We start from the raw sequence: 23,261 nt of genomic DNA, 5'->3' as shown, positions 1-23,261 counted from the left end.
CATCATTACCGGGGGAACGCTGATGCACATTCAGGACTCACATTGGCAGACGGCCGTCGCATCCGACGGCCACGGGCGCGCGGGGGCAGGCGGATCTCGCTCCGCGCCGCTGCGTGTGGACGCACAGCGCAATCTTGAGCATGTACTGCGGGCCGCTCGCGAGGTATTCGGCGAGCTGGGCTACGGGGCGCCGATGGAGGACGTGGCGCGACGGGCCAGGGTCGGTGTCGGGACGGTGTACCGCCGCTTCCCGAGCAAGGACGTACTGGTGCGCCGCATAGCCGAGGAGGAGACCTCCCGGCTGACCGATCAGGCGCGTACGGCCCTGGGCCAGGAGGACGAGCCGTGGTCGGCGCTGTCCCGCTTCCTGCGTACGTCGGTGGCGTCCGGCGCGGGCCGGCTGCTGCCGCCGCAGGTGCTGCGGGTGGGCGTGGACGGCGCGGACGCTGCCGAGTCGCCGCACGTGCGGGACGAGGTACGGGTGCCGCAGCAGCGGCAGGCCGTGCGTCCGGTGGCGTCGGGTCCGGCTGCGACCGGGACGGCTGCGGGGCCGGCGGCGCCGGAGCTGCGGCTGGTCGGGCAGCGGCCCACGGGTGCCGGATCCGACGGCCTGGGGAGTGACGACGCGGGTGCCGCGGAGCTGCTGGAGGTCGTGGGGCGGCTCGTGGACAGGGCGCGTGCGGCCGGTGAGCTGCGTGGCGATGTGACGGTGGCCGACGTGCTGCTGGTGATAGCCACGGCGGCGCCTTCGCTGCCGGACGCGGCGCAGCAGGCGGCGGCTTCCGCCCGGCTGCTGGACATCCTGATCGAGGGGCTGCGGTCCAGGCCCGCGTAGGCCCGTAGGTGGGACTTTCGCGGGAGTTCGACCTGTCGGCCCGCTTGTTCGCCAGGTGGCGGACGGGCGGGCCTTCCGGTTCCAGGAACCGTTGAACCTTCCCCGTTCGAGTGAACGGTAGAGCTCGCATACGGCAAAACTCCCCGGATGAGTGGTTGCCCGGTCGGAGCAATGGGCCGTGGTGCGCTCTGTGGGATTCTTGGCCGGTATCTCCGGTCCGAGGGTGCTTACGGGGGCTTCCGCTATGGGTGTTGAGGGGCGCGACGACCCGCTCGACCGTGTCGGTATGGAGTCCGACGGGCTGCCTTCGCGACAGGTGCCGAGCCAGGCGGGACCCGGCCGGGCGGAGAACAAGGCACGCGGGTACGAGGACGGGTACGGGGACACGGACGGCGGGACCGTGCTGCCGGGGCCGTGGCCGGCCGTGGACGGTGACGACGCGAGCGTCCCCATGCAGCGCAGCGGCCCCGGCACACAGACGCCGAGCGCCGACGTGGCGCTGATCCAGCGGGTGCGCGGCGGTGACGACGGTGCGTACGAGGAGTTGTTCCGGCGGCACTCCGACGGCGTCCGCCGGTACGCCCGTACCTGCTGCCGGGACGCCCACACCGCCGACGACCTGACGGCCGAGGTCTTCGCGCGCACGCTGCAGGCGGTGCGCAGGGGCTCGGGACCCGAGCACGCCGTACGGGCGTACCTGCTCACGACGGTGCGGCGGGTGGCGGCGGCGTGGGCGACGACCGCCCGGCGTGAGCACCTGGTCGAGGACTTCGCCGTCTTCGCGACGCAGTCAACCCGTTCCGTGGAGGTGTCGGACGACGACACCCTGGATCTGGGCGCCGACGTCAGGGCCATGCACGAGGCCGAGCAGACGCTCGCCATGCAGGCGTTCCGCAGCCTGCCCGAGCGCTGGCAGGCCGTGCTCTGGCACACCACGGTCGAGGAGGAGTCGCCAAGCGATGTCGCGCCGCTGTTCGGGCTGACCGCGAATGCCACGGCGGTGCTGGCGAGCCGGGCCCGGGAGGGCCTCAAGCAGGCGTACCTCCAGGCACATGTGAGCACCGCGCTGACGGCCGGCGGCGACTGCGCGCGGTACGCCGACCGGCTCGGCGCGTATGCCAGGGGCGGGCTGCGGATGCGGGCCGAGCGGGGGCTGCGCAAGCATCTGGAGGAGTGCTCGAAGTGCCGGGTGGCGGCCGGTGAGCTGAGCGATGTCAACGCCGGGATTCCGGCGCTGCTTCCGGTCGCGGTCATCGGCTGGTTCGCCGCCGGGTACGCGGTCAAGGGCGCCGGGCTGGTGGCGGGTGGTGCCGCGGGGGCGGCGGGAGCCGCCGGAGCGGGGGCCGCCGCTGCCGCGACGGGCGGGGGTTCGAGTTCGGCCGGGGGTGCGGCCGGTGCCGCCGGGGGCGAGGCCATGGGTGCCCCGGCCAAGGTGGCGATCGGTGCGGCGGTGGCTGTGTCGGTGGCGGCAGGGGTGGTGTTCGCGCTGGTGGGCGAGGACGCGAAGCCCAAGGCGAAGCCGGTGGCCAAGCCGCCGGTGTCGCAGCCGGCCGTTCCGCGGCCGCCGAGTCCGGAGCCGCCCGCGCCGCCCGCGCCCAAGCCGCCGCCGGTGGTTCCGGCGGGGCCGTCCCCCACGCCCACCCCCACTCCTACGCCCTCGCCCACACCGGCCGAGGCGGAGCCCACGCCGAAGCCGCCGGCGCCCAAGCCCCCGCCCCCGCCCACCCCGACTCCGAAGCCCACGCCGCCCCCAAAGCCGCCCCCGGCGCCGACGCCGCCTCCTCCGCCGCCCGCCCCGGTCGTCTACCAGGTGAACACGCTGGATTACGGCACGTTCGGCGATCACACCGAGCCCGAAGTGCGGCTGGGCGAGAGCAGTTGGCTGTGGCAGCGCTACGGCATGTCGATCGGCGGGGTGCGGTACGGGAACGGCGTGACCACGCACGCGAAGTCGTCCGTCACCATCGACCTCAACCGCGCGTGCACCACCTATGACGCCCTGGTCGGCATCGACGACATGACGATGGGGATCGGCGCGGCGCGCTTCTCGCTCTACGGGGACGGCTCACTGCTGTGGCGGTCGGGGTTGGTGCGCGGCAGTGGGGGTGCTGTGGCGGTGCGCGCCGGTATCTCGGGACGGGAGACGATCCGGCTCGTCGTGGAGCCGGATCATCCGCACGAGTCGATGGTGCTGGCGGACTGGGCGCAGTCACGGATCAGCTGCGGGGGGTAGTGGGGGGCGGGGCGTGAGCACGACCCGCCTCCGGCGGAATAGCCCCTACTGGCCCCTCCCGGCTGTGGCACTTGCGGCTCCGCCGCGTGAGGCAGTTCCGGACCCCGTGCGCCCTCCGGGCGTGTCCTGGCGTGCCCTCGAAGGCCGGACGGGCTGGGCACATCCAGATGTCCGCCCGGAGTCAGAGAGCCCGGCGTGGGGGCACGCCGCCTGCCACCGCGCGTTGGCGGGGGGCCGCCGTGCCCGTCCAGCAGGTTCCCCGGCGCGAGATCAGCCGGCGCAGCCACAGTTCCGTGGAGACCAGGTCGGCCAGGCCGTCCAGCGGGACCGGTTCACCCTCGGCGGCCGCGCGCAGGGCTTTGCGTACGACGCGGGCCTCGATCAGGCCCGCGTCCGCCAGCAGCGGGGCGTCGAAGAGTGCGATCAAGTCGCCCACCGACGCGCGCAGTCCGGCCCGGGCCGCCGTCGCCGAGGAAGCGTGGGACGTGGCACCCCAGCCCGGCGGGAGGTCCTTGATGCCCGCCCCGGACAGCACGGCGCGCAGGATCGCTGCCCGGGCGCCCGGCTGGACCCGCAGTGCTTCGGGGAGGGTGCGGGACGCCCGTACGACCTGGTTGTCGAGGAACGGGGCGTGGAGGCGCTGGCTCCGCACTTCCGCGGCCTGCTCGAAGACCCGGTGGTCGGCCGCCGCCCGGGCCAGGGCGGCCCGCGCGCGGGCCTCGCCCGGGCGCTGCACCGACGAGGGCCTGGCGGCCGAAGCCTGGAGGCGAACCGATACTTCAGCCAGTGCCTCCCCCGTCAGCCAGCGCGCCGCGGGGCCCGGCCTGGTCCAGGCGAGGGCGGCGAGTGAGGCGTCGAGGGCGGACGCGGGACCGTTGGCGGCGCCCCTGGTGCCCGGCTCGTCGAAACGGCCGTCCATGAGGCGGGCCGCCGCCTCCTCGATGCCCACGCGGTACGGCGTACGGGCGAGCCGGCGTGCGGCGCGGTAGACGGTCAACGGGACGAAGAGCGAGTGGGCGGAGGGCCCTTCGACCTTGGCGAGGGCCGCGACCGGGCGCAGCAGGTCGCGGCGTCTGCGGTCCATCAGGAGGTCGGCGAGCCGCGCCGGGTGGGCGTCCAGGACCTGACGGGCGCCGTGCCCCGTGAAGTGGTCGGCGCTGCCCGCGGCGAGGCGCCGGCGGTGGCGCTCGGCGGTGACCAGGGACGGCCCGGGCTCGTCGGTGAGCGGGCCGCTGTCCAGGTCGGCGTACGGCAGGGCTTCCTCTCCGGCGGTTACGACGACGTGGTGCAGGCGGGGGTTGGCGGCGATCGCGCCGGCCCGTGCCAGCTCGGCCTCGGTGCCGGGCCCTTCGGCGGTCAGATCGTTGAAGGTGACAGCGAGGAGCCGCTCCCCCGCACCGGTGCCGTGGCCGAGGACGGTCCCGGGCAGCCCCGGCAGGCCCGCCGCGAGGAGGGCCAGGGTCGCCGACGCGCTGCCGCCCGAGAGGTCGGCGCCGATGCCGGGGACGGGTGCGCCGCGCGCGGCCCGGCGGTCGGCGGGGCCCATGCCGGGGACGGGCCCTGGGTCGGGCGGCACGGTCTCGGGGGCGTGGCGCGGTGCGGTGAGCCGGGCCCGTACGGCTTCGACCAGGGCGTCGCGTACGCCGTCGACGGCGCGCTCCGGGTCGAGTTGGGGCGCGGCGACGGCGAGGGAGGCGACCTGCTCGTACCCGGTGATCTCCCGGGATCCCTCGCGCAGGACGAGCGCGTGCCCCGGCGGAATGCGCCGTACGCCGGCGTACGGCGTACCGTCGCGCAGCGCCTCCGGCACGTCCGGGCAGGCGAGCAGCGCGGCGAGGTGGCCGATGTCGAGCTGTGCCTCGATGAGGTCGGCGAGCGGGAGCGCGGCGGTGGCGTACGCGGTGCCATTGGCCCAGGGCGTGTAGAAGACGGGGCGCGCACCTGCCAGGTCACCAACCACGGTGACGCGCCGGCCGACCTGGACGACGGCGGTGTAACTGCCGGACCACGCGGTCAGGTGCCGCAGTGCGCCGCCGCGCGCCGCGAAGAGGCCGACGCGCAGTTCCTCGTCGGACGCGCCGCAGCAGCCGAGGACGGCGATCCGGGTGAAGGGGTCGACGCTGAGGGTACGGACCTCGTCGGGGCGCCAGTCCCCGACGGCCCACAGGGGGTCGGGATCGCCCCACAGGAGCTGGGAGCCGACGGGGTGCACGGTGAGGGATTCATGGTCGGAGGGGGAGGACGAATGGACGGAGGAACGGGCCGAGGAGGGCATGGCGCCGACCGCTCCCACCGTCCCGAAGCTGGCGGCGACACTGCTCCACCCCACCAACCACCGCATCGCCGCCTCCACAGGCTGTGGACAACCAAACGCACGTACCGAAGCAGCATCGAGAAATCCGAGAAGTAGCTTCGGGACCATGCTGCCACGACAACGGCACGCAGGAGGGGCTACGGAAGGCGTACGGGCAAGTCAATGCGCCCGCCGCGCACAGGACTTCGGCCGGTTTGGGCGACAGGCGCCATTCAGCCATTCTGCGAGCACGGCGGTACCGCGGGTATCCGTCGGGGAACGCACAGTCCGGGAGGCGCTGTTCGCCTCCCGGACCGGTCCGCCGCCCGCGGGGATGAAGACGGCGGTGTCCCCCAGCCCACTGGATCCAGTGCAGCGGGCCGACCCACGCAACTCCCATGGAACGGCCGCGGCACCGGCCCGACGAGAGCGCAGGGCGGGCGCACGGCCACACACACGGAGCACGGGGCGGAGCCCGGGCGTTCGTGTAACTACACGAATCTCGCCATACGGACCACCGCCCCTTAACGGTCGGGAGGCGGCGAACTACGCTGGGTTTACTGATGTCCTGCGCGGTCCGCATATTCCGGCTGGGCTGGCCGCATGGTTGTGCGGGCAGTAAGGCTGGGAATGTCCCCGCCGGACGGCCGTCTGTGTCGAGGGGTGGCGCAATGTCCAGGGAGCAACGCGGGCCGAACGAAAAGCTCGGCACGGTTCTCGCCCTCGCGGGAATCAGCAATGCCGGCCTGGCGAGGCGGGTCAATGATCTCGGGTCGCAGCGCGGCCTGACACTTCGCTACGACAAGACGTCGGTGGCGCGGTGGGTGTCCAAGGGCATGGTGCCGCAGGGCGCCGCGCCCCATCTGATCGCCGCCGCGATCGGCGCCAAGCTCGGCCGCCCCGTGCCGCTGCACGAGATCGGCCTGGCGGACGCCGACCCGGCGCCGGAGGTCGGTCTCGCCTTCCCGCGCGACGTTTCGGCGGCGGTGCGGTCGGCGACCGAGCTGTACCGGCTGGATCTGGCCGGACGGCGGGCGGGCAGCGGCGGCATCTGGCAGTCCCTGGCCGGTTCGTTCGCGGTCAGCGCGTACGCCACACCGGCCTCCCGGTGGCTGATAACACCCGCCGACTCCTCGGTCGCGCGGGACTCCGCGGCCGACGAGTCGGCGACCGATGCGACGCCGCTGCGGGTGGGGCACGCGGACGTGGCCAAGCTGCGGGAGGCGGCCGAGGACGCGCGGCGCTGGGACTCCAAGTACGGCGGTGGGGACTGGCGTTCGTCGATGGTCCCGGAGTGCTTACGGGTTGACGCGGCGCCGCTGCTCCTCGGCTCGTACAGCGACGACGTCGGCCGCTCGCTCTTCGGCGCGACGTCCGAACTGACGCGGCTGGCCGGGTGGATGGCCTTCGACACCGGGCAGCAGGAGGCCGCCCAGCGGTACTACATCCAGGCGTTGCGGCTCGCCCGCGCGGCGGCCGACGTGCCGCTCGGCGGGTACATCCTGGCGTCCATGTCGCTCCAGGCGACCTACCGCGGCTTCGCCGACGAGGGGGTCGACCTGGCGCAGGCGGCGCTGGAGCGGAACAGGGGTCTGGCCACCGCCCGCACCATGAGCTTCTTCCGGCTGGTGGAGGCGCGGGCGCACGCGAAGGCGGGCGACGCGCAGGCGGCCGGGGGCGCGCTGAAGGCGGCGGAGGGGTGGCTGGAGCGGGCGCGGGAGGGCGACCCCGATCCGACCTGGCTGGGCTTCTACTCGTACGACAGGTTCGCGGCCGACGCGGCGGAGTGCTACCGCGATCTGAAGGCGCCGCGGCAGGTGCGCAGGTTCACCGAGCAGGCGCTGTCCCGGCCGACGGAGGAGTTCGTACGCTCGCACGGCCTGCGGCTGGTGGTGTCGGCGGTCGCGGAGCTGGAGTCCGGGAACCTGGACGCGGCCTGCGCGGCGGGGACGCGGGCGGTGGAGGTCGCGGGGCGGATCTCGTCGGCGCGGACGACGGAGTACGTACGGGATCTGCTGCACCGGCTGGAGCCGTACGGCGACGAGCCGCGGGTCGCGGAGCTGCGGGAGCGGGCGCGGCCGCTGCTGGTGGCGCCGGCGTAGGGGGCGGCCCCGGAGCCGGCCCGGCGGTCGGCGCAGAGGTCGGCGCGGGAGCGACGCAGAGGTCGGCGCGGCAGTCGGCGCAAGGGTCGGCTCAGGGGTCCTCTCCCGTGGTTTGAAGGCGTTGTCAGTGGGTCAGTGCATCATCGGGAGTCCGGGGCGCTGTCAGGGCGCCTTCCCGGAGGACACGCACACGTACACGGACATGGCCGCGGTCGGAGGTGAACAGCGATGCCGTACGACTGCGATGTGCTCGTGATCGGTGCGGGGATCGTCGGCCTCTCGGCGGCGTACGCCATCACGCGCTCCGCGCCCGGCACGCGCGTGACGGTGCTGGAGAAGGAGCGGGGCCCCGCCCTGCACCAGACCGGGCGCAACAGCGGCGTGATCCACAGCGGCATCTACTACCGGCCGGGGTCGCTCAAGGCGAAGTACGCGGTGCGCGGTGCGGCGGAGATGATCAAGTTCTGCGCGGAGCACGGCATCGCGCACGAGGTCACCGGCAAGCTGATCGTCGCGACCGGGCGGGAGGAGCTGCCGCGGCTGCACGCGCTGGTGCAGCGCGGTCGCGAGAACGGCATTCCGGTGCGGGAGCTCGGACCCGCCCAGATCGCGGAGTACGAGCCGAATGTGCGGGGCCTGGCCGCGATCCAGGTCGCCACGACCGGCGTCTGCGACTTCGGGGCGGTCGCGGGGCAGCTCGCGGAGAGCCTGGGCGCGTCGGGCGCGGAGATCCGGTACGGCGCGGAGGTGACGGCCGTCGACCGGCGGCCGTGGGGTGTGGCCGTGCGCACGGCGGACGGGGCGGTGGTGCGGGCGCGAGTCCTGGTCAACTGCGCGGGTCTGCACTGCGACCGGGTGGCGCGGCTGGCGGGCGACGACCCCGGCATGCGGATCGTGCCCTTCCGGGGTGAGTACTTCGACCTGGCGCGCCCGGAGCTGGTGCGCGGCCTGGTCTATCCGGTGCCCGACCCGGCGTTCCCCTTCCTCGGGGTGCACCTCACGCGGGGCGTCCACGGCGGCGTGCACGTCGGGCCGAACGCGGTGCCCGCGCTGGCGCGGGAGGGGTACGGGTGGTCCGCGATCCGGCCCCGGGAACTGGCGGACACGCTCGCCTGGCCGGGATCCTGGCGGATAGCCCGGCGGCACTGGCGGTACGGGGCGGGGGAGCTGCACCGCTCGATGTCGAAGCGGGCGTTCACCGACGCGGTGCGGCGCCTGCTGCCGGAGGTGACGGAGGCGGACCTGCGCCCGGCGCCGGCGGGGGTGCGGGCGCAGGCAGTGCTGCGGGACGGGACGCTGGTCGACGACTTCCTGATCCAGGAGTCCCCCCGCACGATCCACGTCCTGAACGCCCCGTCCCCCGCGGCGACGGCGTCACTGCCGATCGGGAGACGAGTGGCCCGGCGGGCGCTGGAGGCTTTGGGGGCGACGGCGTAGGGGGTGCGGCGTCCGGGGGGATGCCGGGGGACGCGCGGTGACGCCCCGCGAGTGGGGGGGCGGCCAACGTATGGGGCGATCCCCGGGCACGGGGCGGACGGGCGCCGCGCGGCACAGCGCCGAAGCAGCGACGGAGGGATGCGCGGTTACGGACGGCCCGTCCGCCCGACGCGAGCCGCTTCGCTTCGGGAGGTCGGGTTCAGCCCCGAGGGGGCCTTGCCCGTCCGGCGCTGAGGACAACGATCGTGGGCTCCGGGGCCGGGGGCCTGCCCCCGATTGGGGAAGGCGTGGGGCGGGGCAGGGTGGGGCGGGGAAAGCTCCACAGGGCCGCGTCGTGTCCCGGCGTAGAATCGGGTCATTGTGTCTGAGTCCTCCCGCGTCCAGCCCGACGCCGCCCTCCATGTCTCCCCCTTCCACCGCGCCAAGGGCGAGCCCCGCTTCCCCGGCGGTCCCGCGCCCGACCCCGCCGGGTCGCACCACGAGCGACGGATCCGCAGCTTCCAGCCGCGCCGCAGCCGCGTGACCACGGGGCAGGCCGAGGCGCTGGAGCGGCTGTGGCCCCAGTGGGGGCTCGACATCGACGGCCGGCGCGTACTCGACCTCGACGAGCTCTTCGGCGGCCACGGCCTGCCCGTCGTACTGGAGATCGGCTTCGGGATGGGCGAGGCCACCGCGCAGATGGCCGCCGGGGACCCGGGCACGGGCATCCTGGCCGTCGACGTACACACACCCGGCCAGGGCAACCTGCTCGGTCTCGCCGAACGCGCCGGTCTCAGCAACGTCCGCGTAGCGAACGGCGACGCGATCATCCTGGTCCGCGAGATGCTGCCGGCCGCCTCCCTCGCCGGCCTGCGCGTCTACTTCCCCGACCCGTGGCCGAAGAAGCGTCACCACAAGCGGCGCCTCATCCAGCCCGAGTTCCTCGACCTGGTCGCGCCCCGCCTCGCGCCCGGCGCGATCGTGCACTGCGCGACCGACTGGGAGTCGTACGCCGAGCAGATGCTGGAAGTGCTCAGCGCGCACCCCGACTTCGAGAACACCGTGCCGGACGGCGGCTACGCGCCCAGGCCCGCGTTCCGGCCGCTCACCCGCTTCGAGGGGCAGGGCCTCGACAAGGGCCATGTCGTGCACGACCTGCTCTTCCGCCGCCGGTAGAGCCCGGGGAGGCCCCGGCAAGGACCTGGCAAGGACCTGGCCCCGACCCGCCGGGCCCCTGGCCCCGACCCGGTCGGCGCCCGCCCGGCACCCGGCGGAGCCCGCACGCACCATCGCCGGTGTCAGTGGCTCTCGTTAGGGTCGACGGGTGTACGAGACGCCTCCGCACCCCCGGCAGCACCCGGCGGTCCCGGACTGTGAGCGGCAGCCGCAGTTCACCGCCGTACCGCCGCCTGCGCACTGGCGCTACAAGCCACGCCACGCCTGGTGGCGCACCAGGGCGGTGCGCGCGGGCGCGGTGATCACGGCCCTCGCCCTGTGCGGCCTGGTGATCCTGGCGATCGTCCGGGACCAGACCGGCACGCACGGCTTCCTGGTCGGGCTGGGGCTCGCGGTGTTGCCGGTGCCGCTGCTGGCCTCGGCGTTCCGGTGGCTGGACCGGGTGGAGCCCGAACCCTGGCGGAACCTCGTCTTCGCCTTCGCCTGGGGCGCGTTCGCCGCCGCACTCGTCGCGATCATCGCGAACAGCTTCGCGACCCGCTGGATAGCCACGGCCACCGCCGATCCGGCGGGGGCCGAATCCCTCGGCGCGACGGTGATAGCCCCGGTCGTCGAGGAGAGCGCGAAGGCGGCGGCCCTGCTGCTGATCTTCCTCTTCCGCAGACGGGACTTCACCGGGATCGTCGACGGGGTGGTCGTGGCCGGGTTCACGGCGACCGGCTTCGCCTTCACCGAGAACATCCTCTATCTCGGCAACGCCTTCGGCGAGGACCAGGAAGCGGGCGCCTCCGGCCTCGCGTCGGTGACCGCCGCGACCTTCTTCGTCCGCATAGTGATGTCCCCGTTCGCGCACCCGCTGTTCACGGTGCTGACGGGCATCGGCTTCGGGCTGGCCGCGCTCGCCCCGCCGCGCCGTGGCAGGTGGCGGCGTATCGCGCTGCCGCTGCTCGGCCTGGCGCTCGCGATGGGCGTGCACGCCCTGTGGAACGGCTCGTCGGCCTTCGGTCAGTACGGCTTCTACGCGGTGTACGCCGCGTTCATGGTCCCCGCCTTCGCGATGCTCACCTGGCTGGTGGTCTGGACGCGCCAGCGCGAGCTGGGCACGATAGCCGCCGAACTGCCCGCCTATGCCGCCGCCGGCTGGCTACTGCCCGCCGAACCGCTCGCGCTCTCCTCGATGCGGGCCCGCTCGCTGGCGCGGGGCGCGGCGGCGCGTGCGTACGGAGGACGGGCCGGAGGACGGGCCGCCGCCCGTGCCGTCGCCGAGTACGAGGCCTTCGCCACGTCCCTGGCCTTCCTGCGCCACCGCGCCCACCGCGGCGCACCGGGCCCGGACTTCACGGCACGCGAGCAGGAGCTGCTCCACCACCTGTGGCAGCGCAGGGAGGTCGCCGGGCCGGCCCTGGAGTACGCGGCGCGGGCGACGGGCCGGGTGCGGACCCCACCGCCCTGGCAGCCGCCGCCGTGGCAGCAGCCGCCCTGGCCGCCGTACGGGTACGGACCGCCCCCGCACCAGGCCTGCGCCGCGTACAACCCGTACCGGCAGCAGTAACCGCTGCGGCCGGTCCGAGGTCAGGCGGACGCCGCCGTCAGTGCCGCCAGCTCCGCCTCCGCCAGCTCCAGATCCGCCACCGCCAGCAGCGCAGGCAGCTGTTCCACCGTCCGCGCGCTCGTGATCGGCGCCGCGACCGTCGGCTGCGCCGCCAGCCACGCCAGCGCCACGGTCCGGCACGCACAGCGCCCCGCACACACAGACCGGCAGCCCTGGGCGCGGGGGGCGTGCGCCGGGACTGCCGGGGACTGTGGGAAAAGCGTCAGACGGTGAGGCCCTTGCCGCGCAGCCAGGCCGCGGGGTCGACGCCGGCGCCGTCGGGCGTGTGCACTTCGAGGTGCAGGTGCGGACCGGTGACATTGCCGGTGGCGCCCACACGTCCGATGACGTCGCCCGTACCGACCTCGCCGGACGTGACGGTCATCGAGGAGAGGTGGCAGTACCAGACCTCCGTGCCGTCCGAGAGCTCCAGGACGATGCGGTAGCCGTACGAACCCGACCAGCCCGCGGACTTGATCGTGCCGCCGTGCACGGCCTTGACCGGCGTGCCCGTCGGGGCGGCGAAGTCGAGACCGGTGTGCTGGCCGGAGGACCACATCGAGCCGGACTGGCCGTAGGTGGAGGTGAGCGTGTACGACGAGGTGGGCAGCGAGTAGCTGGCGGCCAGCTTGGCCAGCCGCTCCTCCTCGGCCTTGCGCGCGGCTTCTTCCTCCGCCTCGCGCTTCTTCTCCTCGGCCTCGCGCTTCTCCTCGGCGGCCTTGGCCTCGGCCGCGGTCTGCTGCTGCTTCGCCTCGGCGGAGGCCTTCTCGGCGGCCTCCTTCTCGGCGGCCAGCTTCACCTCGGCGTCGGCGGCGGCCTGCTGCTGCTCGGCCTGCTGGAGGATGCGGGCGCGCAGGGCCTCGCCCGCGTCGGTGGTGCCCTGCCGTGCGTCGGCGGTGGTGACGCCCGCGGTGGTGAGCGGGGCCGCGGCCACGACGGCTTCGTTCGCGGCGCCCGTCCCGGAGCCGGATTCCGCGTCGTCGGACATCAAAGACCCGACACCGGGTAGTGACTTGGCGTCGGGAAGGGATTCCGTTATCGCGTCGGGAAGGGAGATCGAGATTGCCGGCTTGTCCTGCGCGGTGGCGATGCCTCCCGCGCCGACCGCGGCGATGACGCCGACGCCGAGAACGGTGGAGCTGCGGCCGAGACCGCCGCGCTGCTTGGCGACGCGGTGACGACCGCGTACGGGCCGGACGGATTCCTCAGTCGGATTCCATTCTTCCCAGGTCCCCTCCCCGGCGACGTGACTCTCGCTGTCGTGGGGCGCCCCGTAAGGGGGCAGGGTGGCTTGGGGGGCAGGCCTGTTGGACGCCACGGAGGCGTGCTCCTTTCCTTCCTTCTCGCCTACCGGGTTAGCTGACGGGTTCGGAGCAGGAAGGTCTCCTACGGGCCTCTTCGTGGGTACGAAGCGGCCCGATTCACCCCAAGGAACATGGTTCCCCGGTTCCCTTGCGGGATTCGGCGCGTGCGCACGGTGCCGTCTCTTGCGACGACTGGGACGACCGCGCTGCGTTATCGAACGTTAATAGACACCGGCTCCGGTTTCCAAGCTGTTCCAACTGATCGTTAAGGACCTTGGCCCGAACCAATCGGGACACAAGCGACCACAGTCGGACGAGTTGACCACCCCTCAGAAAACATCCGCACCATGACGGTTCGTCAATTGTTATGCGCAGGGCTCTCGTGCGGTTACCCAGCGTCGCGACGGTCTCCGCACGGCTAACTTCAGCACATGGTTGTCAACAGCACGCATCCCAGTCCGTGGCCGGCCGATCGCTACCGCGAGTTCTCCGAGCAGCAGGCGCGCGGCATTTCTCCCGCTTACGCCGAACTCACCGCCCGTATCAGCGAGGACCGGGACTTCTGCGCCCTCATCGCCGGCCTGCCACCCGGCAACAAGCAGCAGCCCAATCTCCTCCTCGCCGCCGTCCGCTTCCTCGGCGGCCCCTACGAGCAGTGGGCGCCCTTCCGCGAGTGGACCCTGGCCCACTGGGACGACGTACGCGCCGTCATGCTGGACCGCTTCACCCAGACGAACGAGCCCGCCCGCTGCGCCACCCTGCTGCCCCTCCTCGCCGCACTCCCCCAGCCCCTCGCCCTCATCGAGGTCGGCGCCTCGGCGGGCCTGTGCCTCCACCCCGACCGCTACGCCTACCGCTACAACGGCGGCGCCACCCTGGGCACGTCCCCCGTCACCTTCGACTGCCGTACGGAGGGCCCCGTGCCCCTGCCCACGGCGCTCCCCGACATCGCGTGGCGCGCCGGCATCGACCTCAATCCCCTCGACCCCACGGACGAGGAGGACGTCCGCTGGCTCCAGTCACTGATCTGGCCCGGCCGCGCGGAGCGCCCGCGTCAGCAGCTCGCCGCCATCGAGGCCGTACGTACGGCGCCCGGCCCCCTCATCGTCCGCGGCGACCTCGTCGACGAACTCCCGGCGCTGGCGGCCCGCGCCCCCGCGGACGCCACGCTGGTCGTCTTCCACACCGCCGTGCTGACCTACCTGCCGCTCGCCCGCCGCGAGGAGTTCGCCCGGCTCGTCCGCGACCTGCCGGGCCACTGGATCTCCAATGAGCACCACACCGTGCTGCCCTGGCTCGACGCCCCGGCCCCCGACGACGAGCACCTGCTCACCCTCGCCCTGGACGAGCGCGCCGTCGCCTTCACAGCCCCGCACGGCCAGGGCCTGCACTGGTTCGACCGGCCGGCAGGCCTGCCCGTCTGACCAGGCCCACGGTCCTGCGGCGGTCCTGCTGCCCCTCGGTGGGCCGCCCGACCGCCAGCAGGGCCATGTCGTCCGTGGCGGCTCCCGCCGTGTGCAGCCGTACGTCGTCGACGAGCGCGTCCAGCAGCTCCTCGGGGCCCGGGAAGATCCGGCCGCGCAGCCGGGCTGCCGGATCGTAGAAGACCCCCGCCGCGTTCCGCGCCTCGGACAGACCGTCCGTGTAGAGCAGCAGCGTGGCGCCGGGCGGGAACGCGTACTCCCGCGCCCGGTCCGGCCAGACGCCCAGATCGCCCATCCCCAGCGGCAGCGCGGCCTCGGGCGGCACGATCTCCGCGAGGTCCCCGTCGGCGTACAGCAGGAGCGGCTGCGGATGGCCGCGGTTGACCAGCCTCACGACGCCCTCACCGCGCGGGATCTCGGCCAGTACGGCCGTCGTGAAGCCCTCGAAGGCGTCGAGCCCGTCGCGCCGCGCGCCCTCGCGCGTGAGCGCCCGCTCGAGCCGCTGCGCGACCCCTTCGAGCGTGCCCTCCTGTTCGGCCGCCTCCCGGAACGCCCCGACGACCACAGCCACCGCCTCCACCGCGCCGAGCCCCTTCCCCCGGACGTCGCCGACCACCAGCCGTACCCCGGACGGGGTGTCCTGTACGGCGAAGAGGTCGCCGCCGATGAAGGCGTCCGCCTGGGCGGCCTCGTACCGCGCGGCGACGTGCAGCCCGGCGATCCGGTCGGCGGGCACCGGGATCACGGCGCGCTGGGCCGCCTCGGCGATGGTGCGGGCGGAGGCGAGCTGCCGGCCGCTGCGGCGTACGACACGGTTGATGACGAGGGCCAGGACGGCGACGGTCACCACGGTGATCAGCTCGGTCACGGACTCGACGTGCGTCGAGGTGCCGTTGTAGAGGTGCAGCCCGACGACGGCGGCGATCGCCACGACGCCGGTCAGCAGGGTGTGGCGGAGCGAGAAGAGCGGCGCGGCGATCAGCGGGGCGGCGGCGAAGAGCGGCGACGCGGTGAAGTTCGGCGGTGTGGTGATGTCGAAGACGCACCCACCGACGATCAGCAGCGCCGGCAGCGCCCGGACGAACCGCGAGGTCTTGCCCACCGGCTGCGAGGCCCTGCCCGCGCCGGGCCCGGCCCCCGCTCCGCCTTGCTTCCCCACCAGTGGTCTCCTGCTCGCCGCGCACCCGGCTGCGGACGGTACCGCGCCCAGCCCAGGCTGGCCGTAGCCGCGCCGCGCGGCCATCGGGCACCGGCCGAACGGGGGACGCCGGGCCCGGCGACGCGGTCCGGACACGACGAAGGCCCGGATCTCTTCCGAGATCCGGGCCTTCGTTTTCTTCTTCAGTAGCGGGGACAGGATTTGAACCTGCGACCTCTGGGTTATGAGCCCAGCGAGCTACCGAGCTGCTCCACCCCGCGTCGTTAAACCCAACTGTACGCCATCGGGGGACCTCCCCCGACCACTCGCCTCCGCGCGGCGGTCGCACCCGCGCCGGTCACCTGCGCACAGGCCGTGGCTTCGGTCCGCGGGGTGTCCGGCTCCACGTCGTAGCCGACACCGCGGCGTACCCGGAACTCGCCCGCGACGGACACGTGCCCGTTGAGAACGGTCACCTGGACTGCCGCGGCGCCGCCGCGGGACGGCGTCCAACGCCCTCCCCCCGGCGGGGCGTTACTCGGCGATCTCCGTACGCTCCCACCACGCGTAGACAGTCAGGCGCCCCTCCTCGCTGTCCTGATGCCTCGAGGTCACCTTGAAGTGTTCGTACCCGCCGCGGTGCGGGATCTTCAGCTCTTGTCCGGGAGGCGTGATCGGGACGACACGCTTGGTCAGATCGTCCGGCCCGCCTTCGAGGAGCGCCTTTTCAGTCATGGCCCCAGTCTTCCCACGCTCCGGCGCGCCCGCACGTCGGTGCGGCCGACCGTGAACGCGAAAGCGCCCCGCCGGACAGGTCCGGGGGGCGCTGACGTGCGGTTCGACCGGGGTGTCCCGGTCGCCTTGGGCGGTAGGCCGTGTGGGACTCGAACCCACAACCAACGGATTAAAAGTCCGCTGCTCTGCCAATTGAGCTAACGGCCCTCGGCGAATCACCCCCGAGCATAGCCGCAGCGAGCCCGGCAGCCGATCGGGTATCGGTTGCCGGGCCCGTCGAAGCCGACCGGGAGCCCGCAACAGGCCCTTGTATCCCCGCCGGACGGTGGCGATCCGCGTCAGTACATGTCCCCGGTGGATGCCTGACGGGCGACCAGGTCCGCCCGGCCGTCACGGTTCATGACGCCGGGGAGACGTCAGCACGTCGTACTGGCCCCGGCCGGCGCCGACCGAGGTGTACGCGTCGAAGACGTCGGCTCGCCGACGGTAGTGGGAAGGGAAAAGAAAAGCGGGCCCGTTCGTGGAGAACGGGCCCGCCTGCGGCTCAGCGGCTCACGCCGCCGAGCTGATCAGCTATCAGCTGCGCTTCCAGCGCGGCTTGTCGTCACGACGGCCGAACGAGCCGGTCGCGGTGCCGGTGCCGGTGCTGCCGCCGCCGCGGTGGTCGTCACGACGGCCCTGCGGGCGGTCGTGGCCACCGGTGCGGAAGCCGCCACCGGCCGGACGGTCGTCACGACGGTCGCGGTTGAACGGACGGTCGGCGCCGCCGGAGCGGAAGCCGCCACCGGTGGCCGGACGGTCGTCACGGCGCTGGAAGCCACCACGCTCGCCGCCACCGCGGTTGTCGTCACGACGCTCGTTGTCGCGGCGGAAGCCGCCACCACGGTTGTCGTCACGGCGCTCGAACGGACGGCCGCCACGGTCGCCACCGGCCGGACGGTCGTCACGGCGCTGGAAGCCACCGCGCTCGCCACCACGGTCGTCGCGACGGAAGCCGCCACCACGGTTGTCGTCACGGCGCTCGAACGGACGGCCGCCACGGTCACCACCGGCCGGACGGTCGTCACGGCGCTGGAAGCCGCCACGCTCGCCACCACGGTCGTCGCGACGGAAGCCGCCCCGGTCACCACCGCGGTCGCCACCGCGGAAGCCCCCGCGGTCACCGCCACGGTCGCCACCGCGGTCGTCACGGCGCTGGAAGTTGCCGCGGTCGTCGCGACGCTCCGGGGCCTGGGCCGGAACAGCGGCGGCGGCCTCAGCGGCAGCCAGCTCGGCCTCGGCGGCCTTGGCCGCCTCCGCCACAGCCTCGTCCGGGTCCTCGCCGCGCTCGCGCGCCGCACGGGCGACCAGACGGTCGGCCTCCTCGCGCAGCTCGGTCGCACGGCGCTGAACACGCTCGAGCTCACGAGTGAGCTCCTTGGCCTCACGCTCCGCCTGCTTGGCGGCGTTGTTCGCGGAGTCGGCCTGGACCTCGGTCAGCGAACGGGCGCCGGTGATCTCGGCGACCTCCGGCTCGAACGCGCCCGCACCTCCGACGATGTGGCGCGAGGCGTCGACGCCCGCGTCCTCCATGAGTCGGAAGATCTGACGGCGCTGGTGCGGCAGCGACAGGGAGACGACGACGCCGGACTTACCGGCGCGGGCGGTACGGCCCGAGCGGTGCAGGTAGTCCTTGTGGTCGCCGGCCGGGTCCACGTTCAGCACCAGGTCGATGCCGTCGACGTGGATGCCGCGAGCGGCGACGTCGGTGGCGACCAGGGCGTTGACGTAGCCCTTCTTGAAGTCTTCGAGGACGCGCGTACGGGCGCCCTGCGTCATGCCGCCGTGCAGTGCGTCGGCCTTGACGCCCGAGTCCTGGAGCTGCTCGGCGATGCGGTCCGCGCCCAGCTGGGTGCGGACGAAGATGATCGTGCGGCCCTTGCGGGCGGCGATCGCGGCAGTGACCGGCGCCTTGTCCTTCGGCTTCACGACGAGGACGTGGTGGGTCATGGTCGAGACGTTGCCCTGGGCGCTGTCGACCTCGTGGGTGACCGGGTTGGTCAGGTAGCGCTTGACCAGCGTGCTGATCTCGTTCTCCATGGTGGCGGAGAAGAGCATCCGCTGGCCGCCGCCGGGGATCTGGTCGAGCAGCTCGGTGACCTCGGGCAGGAAGCCCAGGTCGGACATCTGGTCGGCCTCGTCGAGGACGGCGACCTGGACGTTGGCGAGCGAGCAGGCGCCGCGGTTGATGATGTCGCGCAGACGGCCCGGGGTGGCGACGAGGACGTCGACGCCGCGCTCCAGGGCGTAGATCTGGTTGCTCATGGACGTACCGCCGCAGACGACCTTCATCTTCAGGCCGAGTACGTCGCCGTACGGCTGAAGCGCGTCCGCGACCTGCATCGCGAGCTCACGCGTCGGGGTGAGGATGATCGCGCGGGGCTTCTTCTTCTCCGTGTGACCACCGGCCAGCGTGGCCAGGGTCGGCAGACCGAAGGAGAGGGTCTTGCCGGAGCCGGTGCGGCCACGGCCGAGGATGTCCTTGCCGGCCAGGGCGTCCGGGATGGTCGCGGCCTGGATCGGGAAGGGGGCGGTGACGCCGTTCTGGGCGAGCTTGCGGACGATGCCGTCCGGGAGGCCCAGGGAGGCGAAGGTCACAGTGGGCTCGGCGTCGGCGGCGGCTACGACGGCCTCTTCCGCCTCGTCGGTCTCAACGGCCTCGATCGCGTCGTCGAGCTCGGTGATCTCGGCGGTGATCTCGGTGTTGACCTCGGTGGCCTCGATGACGTCGGCGGCCACTACGGCCGTCTCGTTCTCGGGCATGGCGGTGCGGTCAGTGCTGGAAATGGACATACGAAATGCGAAACCTCTCGGAGTCTCGGCACGCGCCCAAACTCCGTGAAATCGCAAATCAATCGCAAATTCGACCGCCTCAGTGCGGTCAGTCACGGTAAGGGAGAGTACGCGCCACGGGGCGCTCCAGGTCCTCGTTCTTTACGAGAACTCAACGGCGCCGGGCAATGGGATCAAACGATCTATAACCATACGCACCCTCCCCCCCTTATGGCAAACCGGGGTCCCTATACCGGCCCCACCTGCGGTGATGCCGCCGGCTCGCGCCGCAGCTCCCCCCGCTCACCCATCGCCGCCGTCTGCGTGTCCGCCGCCGGCGACGCCGAGGGCGGCGGCGGGGTCGGCTCCGGCTCGGACGGCTCCGGAGGCGGCGGCTCAGTGGCCGGCGGCGGCTCGGGCGGCTCCGGCGGCCGCGTCGGCGCGGGCGTGTCCCGCGTGGGCGTCGGCACGCCGGGTCGCGGCTTCGGCGGGGTGCCGCCGGCCCGGGGCGGGGCCTTGCCGCTCTTCGACGGCGCGGCCGTGGCGCCCGGTGACGCTCCGGGGCTCGCCGACGCGTCGTCCCTGGCCTTGTCGTCGTCCGCCTTCCCGCCGCCGTCGCGGCCGGCCGCGCCCCGCCCGCCCGTACGGCCGATTCCGGTTCCGCTCTGCGCCTTCCCGCCGTCGGGCTCCGCCGCCGCGGCCCCCTGCCCGGCCGCCGAACGGGACGGGGCCGGCTTGCCTCCCTCGTCGCTCACGCTCATGCAGCCTGCGGACGCCGCGACCGCGAGGACAGCGGCGGCCAGTCGGACAGGGGCCAATCGGACAGGCGGGGGCAACTGGCGCACGAGCGGCACCTCCGGGGCACGGCGGGCGGGATTTCACTGCCCAACTCCCTTTGGCCCACAAGGGACACGCAAGGGAGGCACCGGGTGGCCACGGGCCGGGCCCCGGTCCACTCACGCCCGGCTCACGGGCGGGAGCCGCCCCGCGGGCCGCTACCCCACCGGCCCCCGCCCGAGCGCGAACCCGAGAAAGACCGCGCCGAGCCCCACCAGCAGCGAACCGCCCGCATTGGCCACCGCGAGGAACGGCCGGCCGCGCTCGGCCAGCCGCAGCGTCTCGTAGCTGAAGGTCGAGTACGTCGAAAGGGCCCCGCACAGCCCGGTTCCGAGCACGGCGTACGTCGCCGAGTCCACCAGCGCACCCGTCAGCGTCCCCACCACCAGGCTCGCCCCCGCGTTGACCACGAACGTCCCCCACGGGAACACCGCGTCGTGCCGCGCCTGCACCGCACGGTCCGTCAGGTACCGCAGCGGCGCCCCGACAGCGGCCCCCACCGCCACCAGCAGCCAGGTCACGACGCGGCTCCGGCCCGCGTCACGGCGCCGCGCGTCACCGCCACCCCGGCCCAGACCGCGCCCATCGCCCCGGCGAACGTTCCGGCGGCGTACGCCATCGCGGTGAGCGCGTCCCCCCGCTCCAGCAGCCGCGCCACATCCACGGCGTACGTCGAGAACGTCGTGAAGCCGCCGAGCACGCCGACCCCGAGGAACGGCCTGACCAGCGCATGTCCCCTGCCCTGCTCGCTCACCAGCACCATCAGTACGCCGATCAGCGCGCAGCCCAGCACGTTGACGCCGAAGGTCGTCCACACGCTCCCCGGCCAGAGCAACGCCGCCCCGTACCGTCCCAGCGCCCCCAGTACCCCGCCGGCCGACACTGCGGCGAGCACCCGCCACTTGCCGCGCCCGGCCGTCTCGGCGCGCTGCGCGGGCACGTGCAGGTCGACATCCGGGTCGACGACGTCACCCGGGCCGGCCGCCCGGCTCACCCGTACCCCAGCGCGTGCAGCCTCTCGTCGTCGATCCCGAAGTGGTGCGCCACTTCGTGGACGACGGTGATCTCCGTCTCCGCGACGACGTCCTCCCGGGACTCGCACATCCGCAGCGTCGGCCCCCGGTAGATCGTGATCCGGTCCGGCAGCACCCCCGCGTACCACTCGCCACGCTCCGTCAGCGGGGTCCCCTCGTACAGCCCGAGCAGGTCGGGTCCGTGGTCGGGGTCGTCCGTCGCCGGTTCGTCCTCCACGAACACCGCGACGTTGTCCATCAGCCGCGTCAGCTCCGGCGGGATCCTGTCCAGCGCCTCGGCGACCAGTTCCTCGAACTCCTCACGCGTCATCTCCAGCACCCCGCCATTGTCACGTAATCCGGTGCGATGGGGTGGGGTCAGTGCCGGCGGGCATGGGCCCCGGCCCGCATGGGCATACGGGACCAATGGCCCGCGCCCCTTTCCGTGCCACGCTGACCCGACTGCAACGCCACTACCGCTCCCGCCGCTCCAGCCCCACCAGCACCCTGGTCCACACGCCGCATCCCTACACACGGGTGCTCGGTCTCGTCACGGTGGTCCTGTGCGGGGCCTGGCTCGGGCTGCTGATCGTCGGCAGTGTCCGTACGCCGGTCGGCCCGATGGACACGACCATGACGCTCCGCGCGTCCGCCGTCGGCGGCACCAAGATCAACGTCTCCCCGCTGGGCGCCCTCGAACTCGACACCCACACCGCCCCCATCCGCCTCGACGTGGACGTCGACCAGCTCGACCCGGTCCGCTCCCAGGCCCTCGTCGAACACCCCGAGCGCCTCTCCGGCCTCCAGGACGAGGTCACCCAGGACGTCGCCGACGGCGCCACCGAACTGGCCGTACGCTCCTGCGTCGCCGTCGTGTCGGGCGCCACCGCCCTCGGTCTCGCCGTCTACCGGCGCCCGCGCCGCGCCTTGGCGGCGGGCGGCCTGGCGCTCGTCCTGCTGACGGCGTCGGGCATCAGCGCGTACGCCACCTGGAACCCGAAGTCGGTCCTGGAGCCGAAGTTCTCCGGCCTGCTCTCCTCCGCGCCCTCGGTGGTCGGCAACGCGCGCAGCATCGTCAGCGAGTTCGACGTCTACCAGAAGGAGCTGGCCCGGCTGGTCACCAATGTGACGAAGCTGTACGACGCCACCTCGACGCTGCCCACGTACCAGCCGGACCCGGCCACGATGCGCGTCCTGCACGTCTCGGACATCCATCTCAACCCGGCGTCGTGGCACATCATCGGCTCGCTCGTCGAGCAGTACGACATCGACTTGATCATCGACTCCGGCGACACGATGGACCACGGCACCGCCGCCGAGAACGGCTTCCTGGACCCGATCCCCGACCTGGGCGCGCCCTACGTCTGGGTCCGCGGCAACCACGACTCGCTCGCCACCCAGCGCTACCTCGAAGGGCTCAAGAACGTCCACGTCCTCGACGAGGGCAGGGCGGTCACGGTGGCGGGGATCCGCGTGGCGGGCGCGGGCGACCCGCAGTTCACGCCGGACCGCTCGGTCGAGGCGCAGGGTGATCCGGCCGAACGCATGACGGGGATCCGCCTCGCCTCCGCCCTGCGCGACCAGCGGCGCGCCGGTACGCCCGTCGACATCGCGGTGGCACACAACCCGGTCGCCGCACGCGAGACGGACGGCACGGTTCCGCTGGTCCTGGCCGGGCATGTCCACAACCGCAAGACGCAGGTCCTCAAGCACGGCACCCGTCTCAAGATCGAGGGTTCGACGGGGGGCGGCGGCCTGCGCGCGCTGCAGAACGACGAGCCGGAGAAGGTCCGTACGTCGGTGCTCTATCTGGACCGTTCGACCAAGCGGCTGCAGGCCTGGGACGAGGTCACGCTGGGCGGCCTGGGCCTGACAACGGCCGAGGTCAGCCGCCATCTCCCGGAGGAGAACCGACCGGGCGCGCCCGCCTCCCCTGCCCCTTCCGACACGTCCCCCTCACCCTCCCCGTAAACCGTTTTGGCGAACGGTCCCGCCATCCCATATGCTTCTCACGTCCCCGACGCGCTGCAAAGCGCCCAGGCGGGCTCTAGCCCTCATCGTCTAGTGGCCCAGGACGCCGCCCTTTCAAGGCGGTAGCACGGGTTCGAATCCCGTTGGGGGCACGCACAACCGTGTGCGAGACTTGTTCTCGCACCACGCTTGGTCCTGTGGAGCAGTTTGGAGTGCTCGCCACCCTGTCAAGGTGGAGGCCGCGGGTTCAAATCCCGTCAGGACCGCTGCGGATCGCGAGATCCGAGTGGCTGGGTAGCTCAGTTGGTACGAGCGATCGCCTGAAAAGCGATAGGTCGCCGGTTCGATCCCGGCCCCAGCCACCACTTCGAAGGCCCCCGTC

Annotated in this window: 17 protein-coding genes, 5 tRNA genes, 1 pseudogene and 1 riboswitch; of the genes and pseudogenes, 11 read left to right on the top strand and 12 right to left on the bottom strand. The window is 73.1% G+C overall.

The features are described from left to right. The first annotated feature begins 22 nt into the window (after positions 1 to 22). Complete coding sequence (locus ACWIHY_RS11795; RefSeq protein WP_454375459.1) at positions 23 to 835, top strand: TetR/AcrR family transcriptional regulator; 813 nt, start codon at positions 23 to 25, stop codon at positions 833 to 835. Positions 836 to 1,079: 244 nt separating this feature from the next. Further along, positions 1,080 to 3,068 carry a sigma-70 family RNA polymerase sigma factor gene (locus ACWIHY_RS11790; protein ID WP_454375458.1) on the top strand — a complete coding sequence of 663 codons (1,989 nt, stop codon included), beginning with the start codon at positions 1,080 to 1,082 and terminating at the stop codon, positions 3,066 to 3,068. A gap of 181 nt (positions 3,069 to 3,249) precedes the next feature. Here the strand turns inward: ACWIHY_RS11790 and ACWIHY_RS11785 are convergent, their stop codons facing one another. Beyond that, complete coding sequence (locus ACWIHY_RS11785; RefSeq protein WP_454375457.1) at positions 3,250 to 5,409, bottom strand: asparagine synthase-related protein; 2,160 nt, start codon at positions 5,407 to 5,409, stop codon at positions 3,250 to 3,252. 623 nt (positions 5,410 to 6,032) lie between these two features. Between ACWIHY_RS11785 and ACWIHY_RS11780 the strand changes: the two genes are divergently transcribed. The 4 genes from ACWIHY_RS11780 (at position 6,033) to ACWIHY_RS11765 (ending at position 11,607) form a co-directional block, all read left to right on the top strand. Next, positions 6,033 to 7,463 (top strand): MFS transporter, encoded by a 1,431-nt coding sequence (locus ACWIHY_RS11780; protein WP_454375456.1) that lies wholly within the window; start codon positions 6,033 to 6,035, stop codon positions 7,461 to 7,463. A gap of 228 nt (positions 7,464 to 7,691) precedes the next feature. Beyond that, positions 7,692 to 8,900: an L-2-hydroxyglutarate oxidase gene (gene lhgO / locus ACWIHY_RS11775; protein WP_454375455.1), complete on the top strand. Its 1,209-nt coding sequence runs from the start codon at positions 7,692 to 7,694 to the stop codon at positions 8,898 to 8,900. 360 nt (positions 8,901 to 9,260) lie between these two features. Beyond that, the gene (gene trmB / locus ACWIHY_RS11770; protein ID WP_454375454.1) at positions 9,261 to 10,055 is read left to right on the top strand and encodes a tRNA (guanosine(46)-N7)-methyltransferase TrmB; all 795 of its coding nucleotides are present in this window, start codon (positions 9,261 to 9,263) and stop codon (positions 10,053 to 10,055) included. Positions 10,056 to 10,203: 148 nt separating this feature from the next. Continuing rightward, on the top strand, positions 10,204 to 11,607 hold the full coding sequence (locus ACWIHY_RS11765; RefSeq protein ID WP_454375453.1) for a PrsW family intramembrane metalloprotease: 1,404 nt from the start codon (positions 10,204 to 10,206) through the stop codon (positions 11,605 to 11,607). A 20-nt stretch (positions 11,608 to 11,627) separates the two neighbouring features. On the opposite strand, the pseudogene ACWIHY_RS11760 reads toward ACWIHY_RS11765, so the two are convergent. Both ACWIHY_RS11760 and ACWIHY_RS11755 read right to left on the bottom strand, forming a co-directional pair. After that, positions 11,628 to 11,780 (bottom strand): annotated as a pseudogene (locus ACWIHY_RS11760) (aldo/keto reductase); the annotation flags it as partial. An 89-nt stretch (positions 11,781 to 11,869) separates the two neighbouring features. Next, complete coding sequence (locus tag ACWIHY_RS11755) at positions 11,870 to 12,964, bottom strand: M23 family metallopeptidase (RefSeq protein WP_454375452.1); 1,095 nt, start codon at positions 12,962 to 12,964, stop codon at positions 11,870 to 11,872. Between the two features lie 11 nt (positions 12,965 to 12,975). Further along, positions 12,976 to 13,123: riboswitch (cyclic di-AMP (ydaO/yuaA leader) on the bottom strand. A 258-nt stretch (positions 13,124 to 13,381) separates the two neighbouring features. Here ACWIHY_RS11755 and ACWIHY_RS11750 point away from each other — a divergent pair. Beyond that, positions 13,382 to 14,374 carry a DUF2332 domain-containing protein gene (locus ACWIHY_RS11750; protein WP_454375451.1) on the top strand — a complete coding sequence of 331 codons (993 nt, stop codon included), beginning with the start codon at positions 13,382 to 13,384 and terminating at the stop codon, positions 14,372 to 14,374. Here the strand turns inward: ACWIHY_RS11750 and ACWIHY_RS11745 are convergent. The 9 genes from ACWIHY_RS11745 to ACWIHY_RS11705 all read right to left on the bottom strand — a co-directional run bounded on the left by ACWIHY_RS11745 (position 14,313) and on the right by ACWIHY_RS11705 (position 21,248). Continuing rightward, a complete protein-coding gene (locus tag ACWIHY_RS11745; protein ID WP_454375450.1) occupies positions 14,313 to 15,617 on the bottom strand; it encodes a PP2C family protein-serine/threonine phosphatase in 1,305 nt (434 codons plus the stop codon). The two genes, ACWIHY_RS11750 and ACWIHY_RS11745, sit on opposite strands and share 62 nt — an antisense overlap. 102 nt (positions 15,618 to 15,719) lie before the next feature. After that, a tRNA-Met gene (locus tag ACWIHY_RS11740) sits at positions 15,720 to 15,793 on the bottom strand. A 253-nt stretch (positions 15,794 to 16,046) separates the two neighbouring features. Beyond that, positions 16,047 to 16,247, bottom strand: coding sequence for a DUF5988 family protein (locus tag ACWIHY_RS11735; protein WP_454375449.1), 201 nt, complete (start codon positions 16,245 to 16,247; stop codon positions 16,047 to 16,049). Positions 16,248 to 16,381: 134 nt separating this feature from the next. Then, a tRNA-Lys gene (locus ACWIHY_RS11730) sits at positions 16,382 to 16,454 on the bottom strand. A gap of 369 nt (positions 16,455 to 16,823) precedes the next feature. Next, entirely contained in the window at positions 16,824 to 19,079 is a 2,256-nt protein-coding gene (locus tag ACWIHY_RS11725) for a DEAD/DEAH box helicase (RefSeq protein WP_454375448.1), read from the bottom strand. A gap of 227 nt (positions 19,080 to 19,306) precedes the next feature. Further along, positions 19,307 to 19,819, bottom strand: coding sequence for a hypothetical protein (locus tag ACWIHY_RS11720; protein ID WP_454375447.1), 513 nt, complete (start codon positions 19,817 to 19,819; stop codon positions 19,307 to 19,309). A 234-nt stretch (positions 19,820 to 20,053) separates the two neighbouring features. After that, entirely contained in the window at positions 20,054 to 20,416 is a 363-nt protein-coding gene (locus tag ACWIHY_RS11715; protein WP_454375446.1) for a fluoride efflux transporter FluC, read from the bottom strand. Next, positions 20,413 to 20,889: a fluoride efflux transporter FluC gene (locus ACWIHY_RS11710; RefSeq protein ID WP_454375445.1), complete on the bottom strand. Its 477-nt coding sequence runs from the start codon at positions 20,887 to 20,889 to the stop codon at positions 20,413 to 20,415. The genes ACWIHY_RS11715 and ACWIHY_RS11710 overlap by 4 nt, the downstream gene beginning before the upstream one ends. Continuing rightward, on the bottom strand, positions 20,886 to 21,248 hold the full coding sequence (locus tag ACWIHY_RS11705) for a metallopeptidase family protein (protein WP_454375444.1): 363 nt from the start codon (positions 21,246 to 21,248) through the stop codon (positions 20,886 to 20,888). The genes ACWIHY_RS11710 and ACWIHY_RS11705 overlap by 4 nt, the downstream gene beginning before the upstream one ends. Positions 21,249 to 21,334: 86 nt before the next feature. On the opposite strand from ACWIHY_RS11705, the gene ACWIHY_RS11700 reads away from it, so the two are divergent. The 4 genes from ACWIHY_RS11700 to ACWIHY_RS11685 all read left to right on the top strand — a co-directional run bounded on the left by ACWIHY_RS11700 (position 21,335) and on the right by ACWIHY_RS11685 (position 23,244). Next, entirely contained in the window at positions 21,335 to 22,879 is a 1,545-nt protein-coding gene (locus ACWIHY_RS11700; RefSeq protein ID WP_454375443.1) for a metallophosphoesterase family protein, read from the top strand. A gap of 79 nt (positions 22,880 to 22,958) precedes the next feature. Further along, positions 22,959 to 23,031, top strand: a tRNA-Glu gene (locus tag ACWIHY_RS11695). 39 nt (positions 23,032 to 23,070) lie between these two features. After that, positions 23,071 to 23,145, top strand: a tRNA-Asp gene (locus tag ACWIHY_RS11690). Positions 23,146 to 23,167: 22 nt separating this feature from the next. Then, positions 23,168 to 23,244: transfer RNA gene (locus ACWIHY_RS11685), tRNA-Phe, on the top strand. The last annotated feature ends 17 nt before the right edge of the window (positions 23,245 to 23,261 follow it).

This window comes from Streptomyces sp. NPDC055287, from assembly GCF_053646035.1.
The sequence above is the reverse complement of the archived record's forward strand: the minus strand, read 5'-3'. Positions and strand labels throughout refer to the sequence as shown.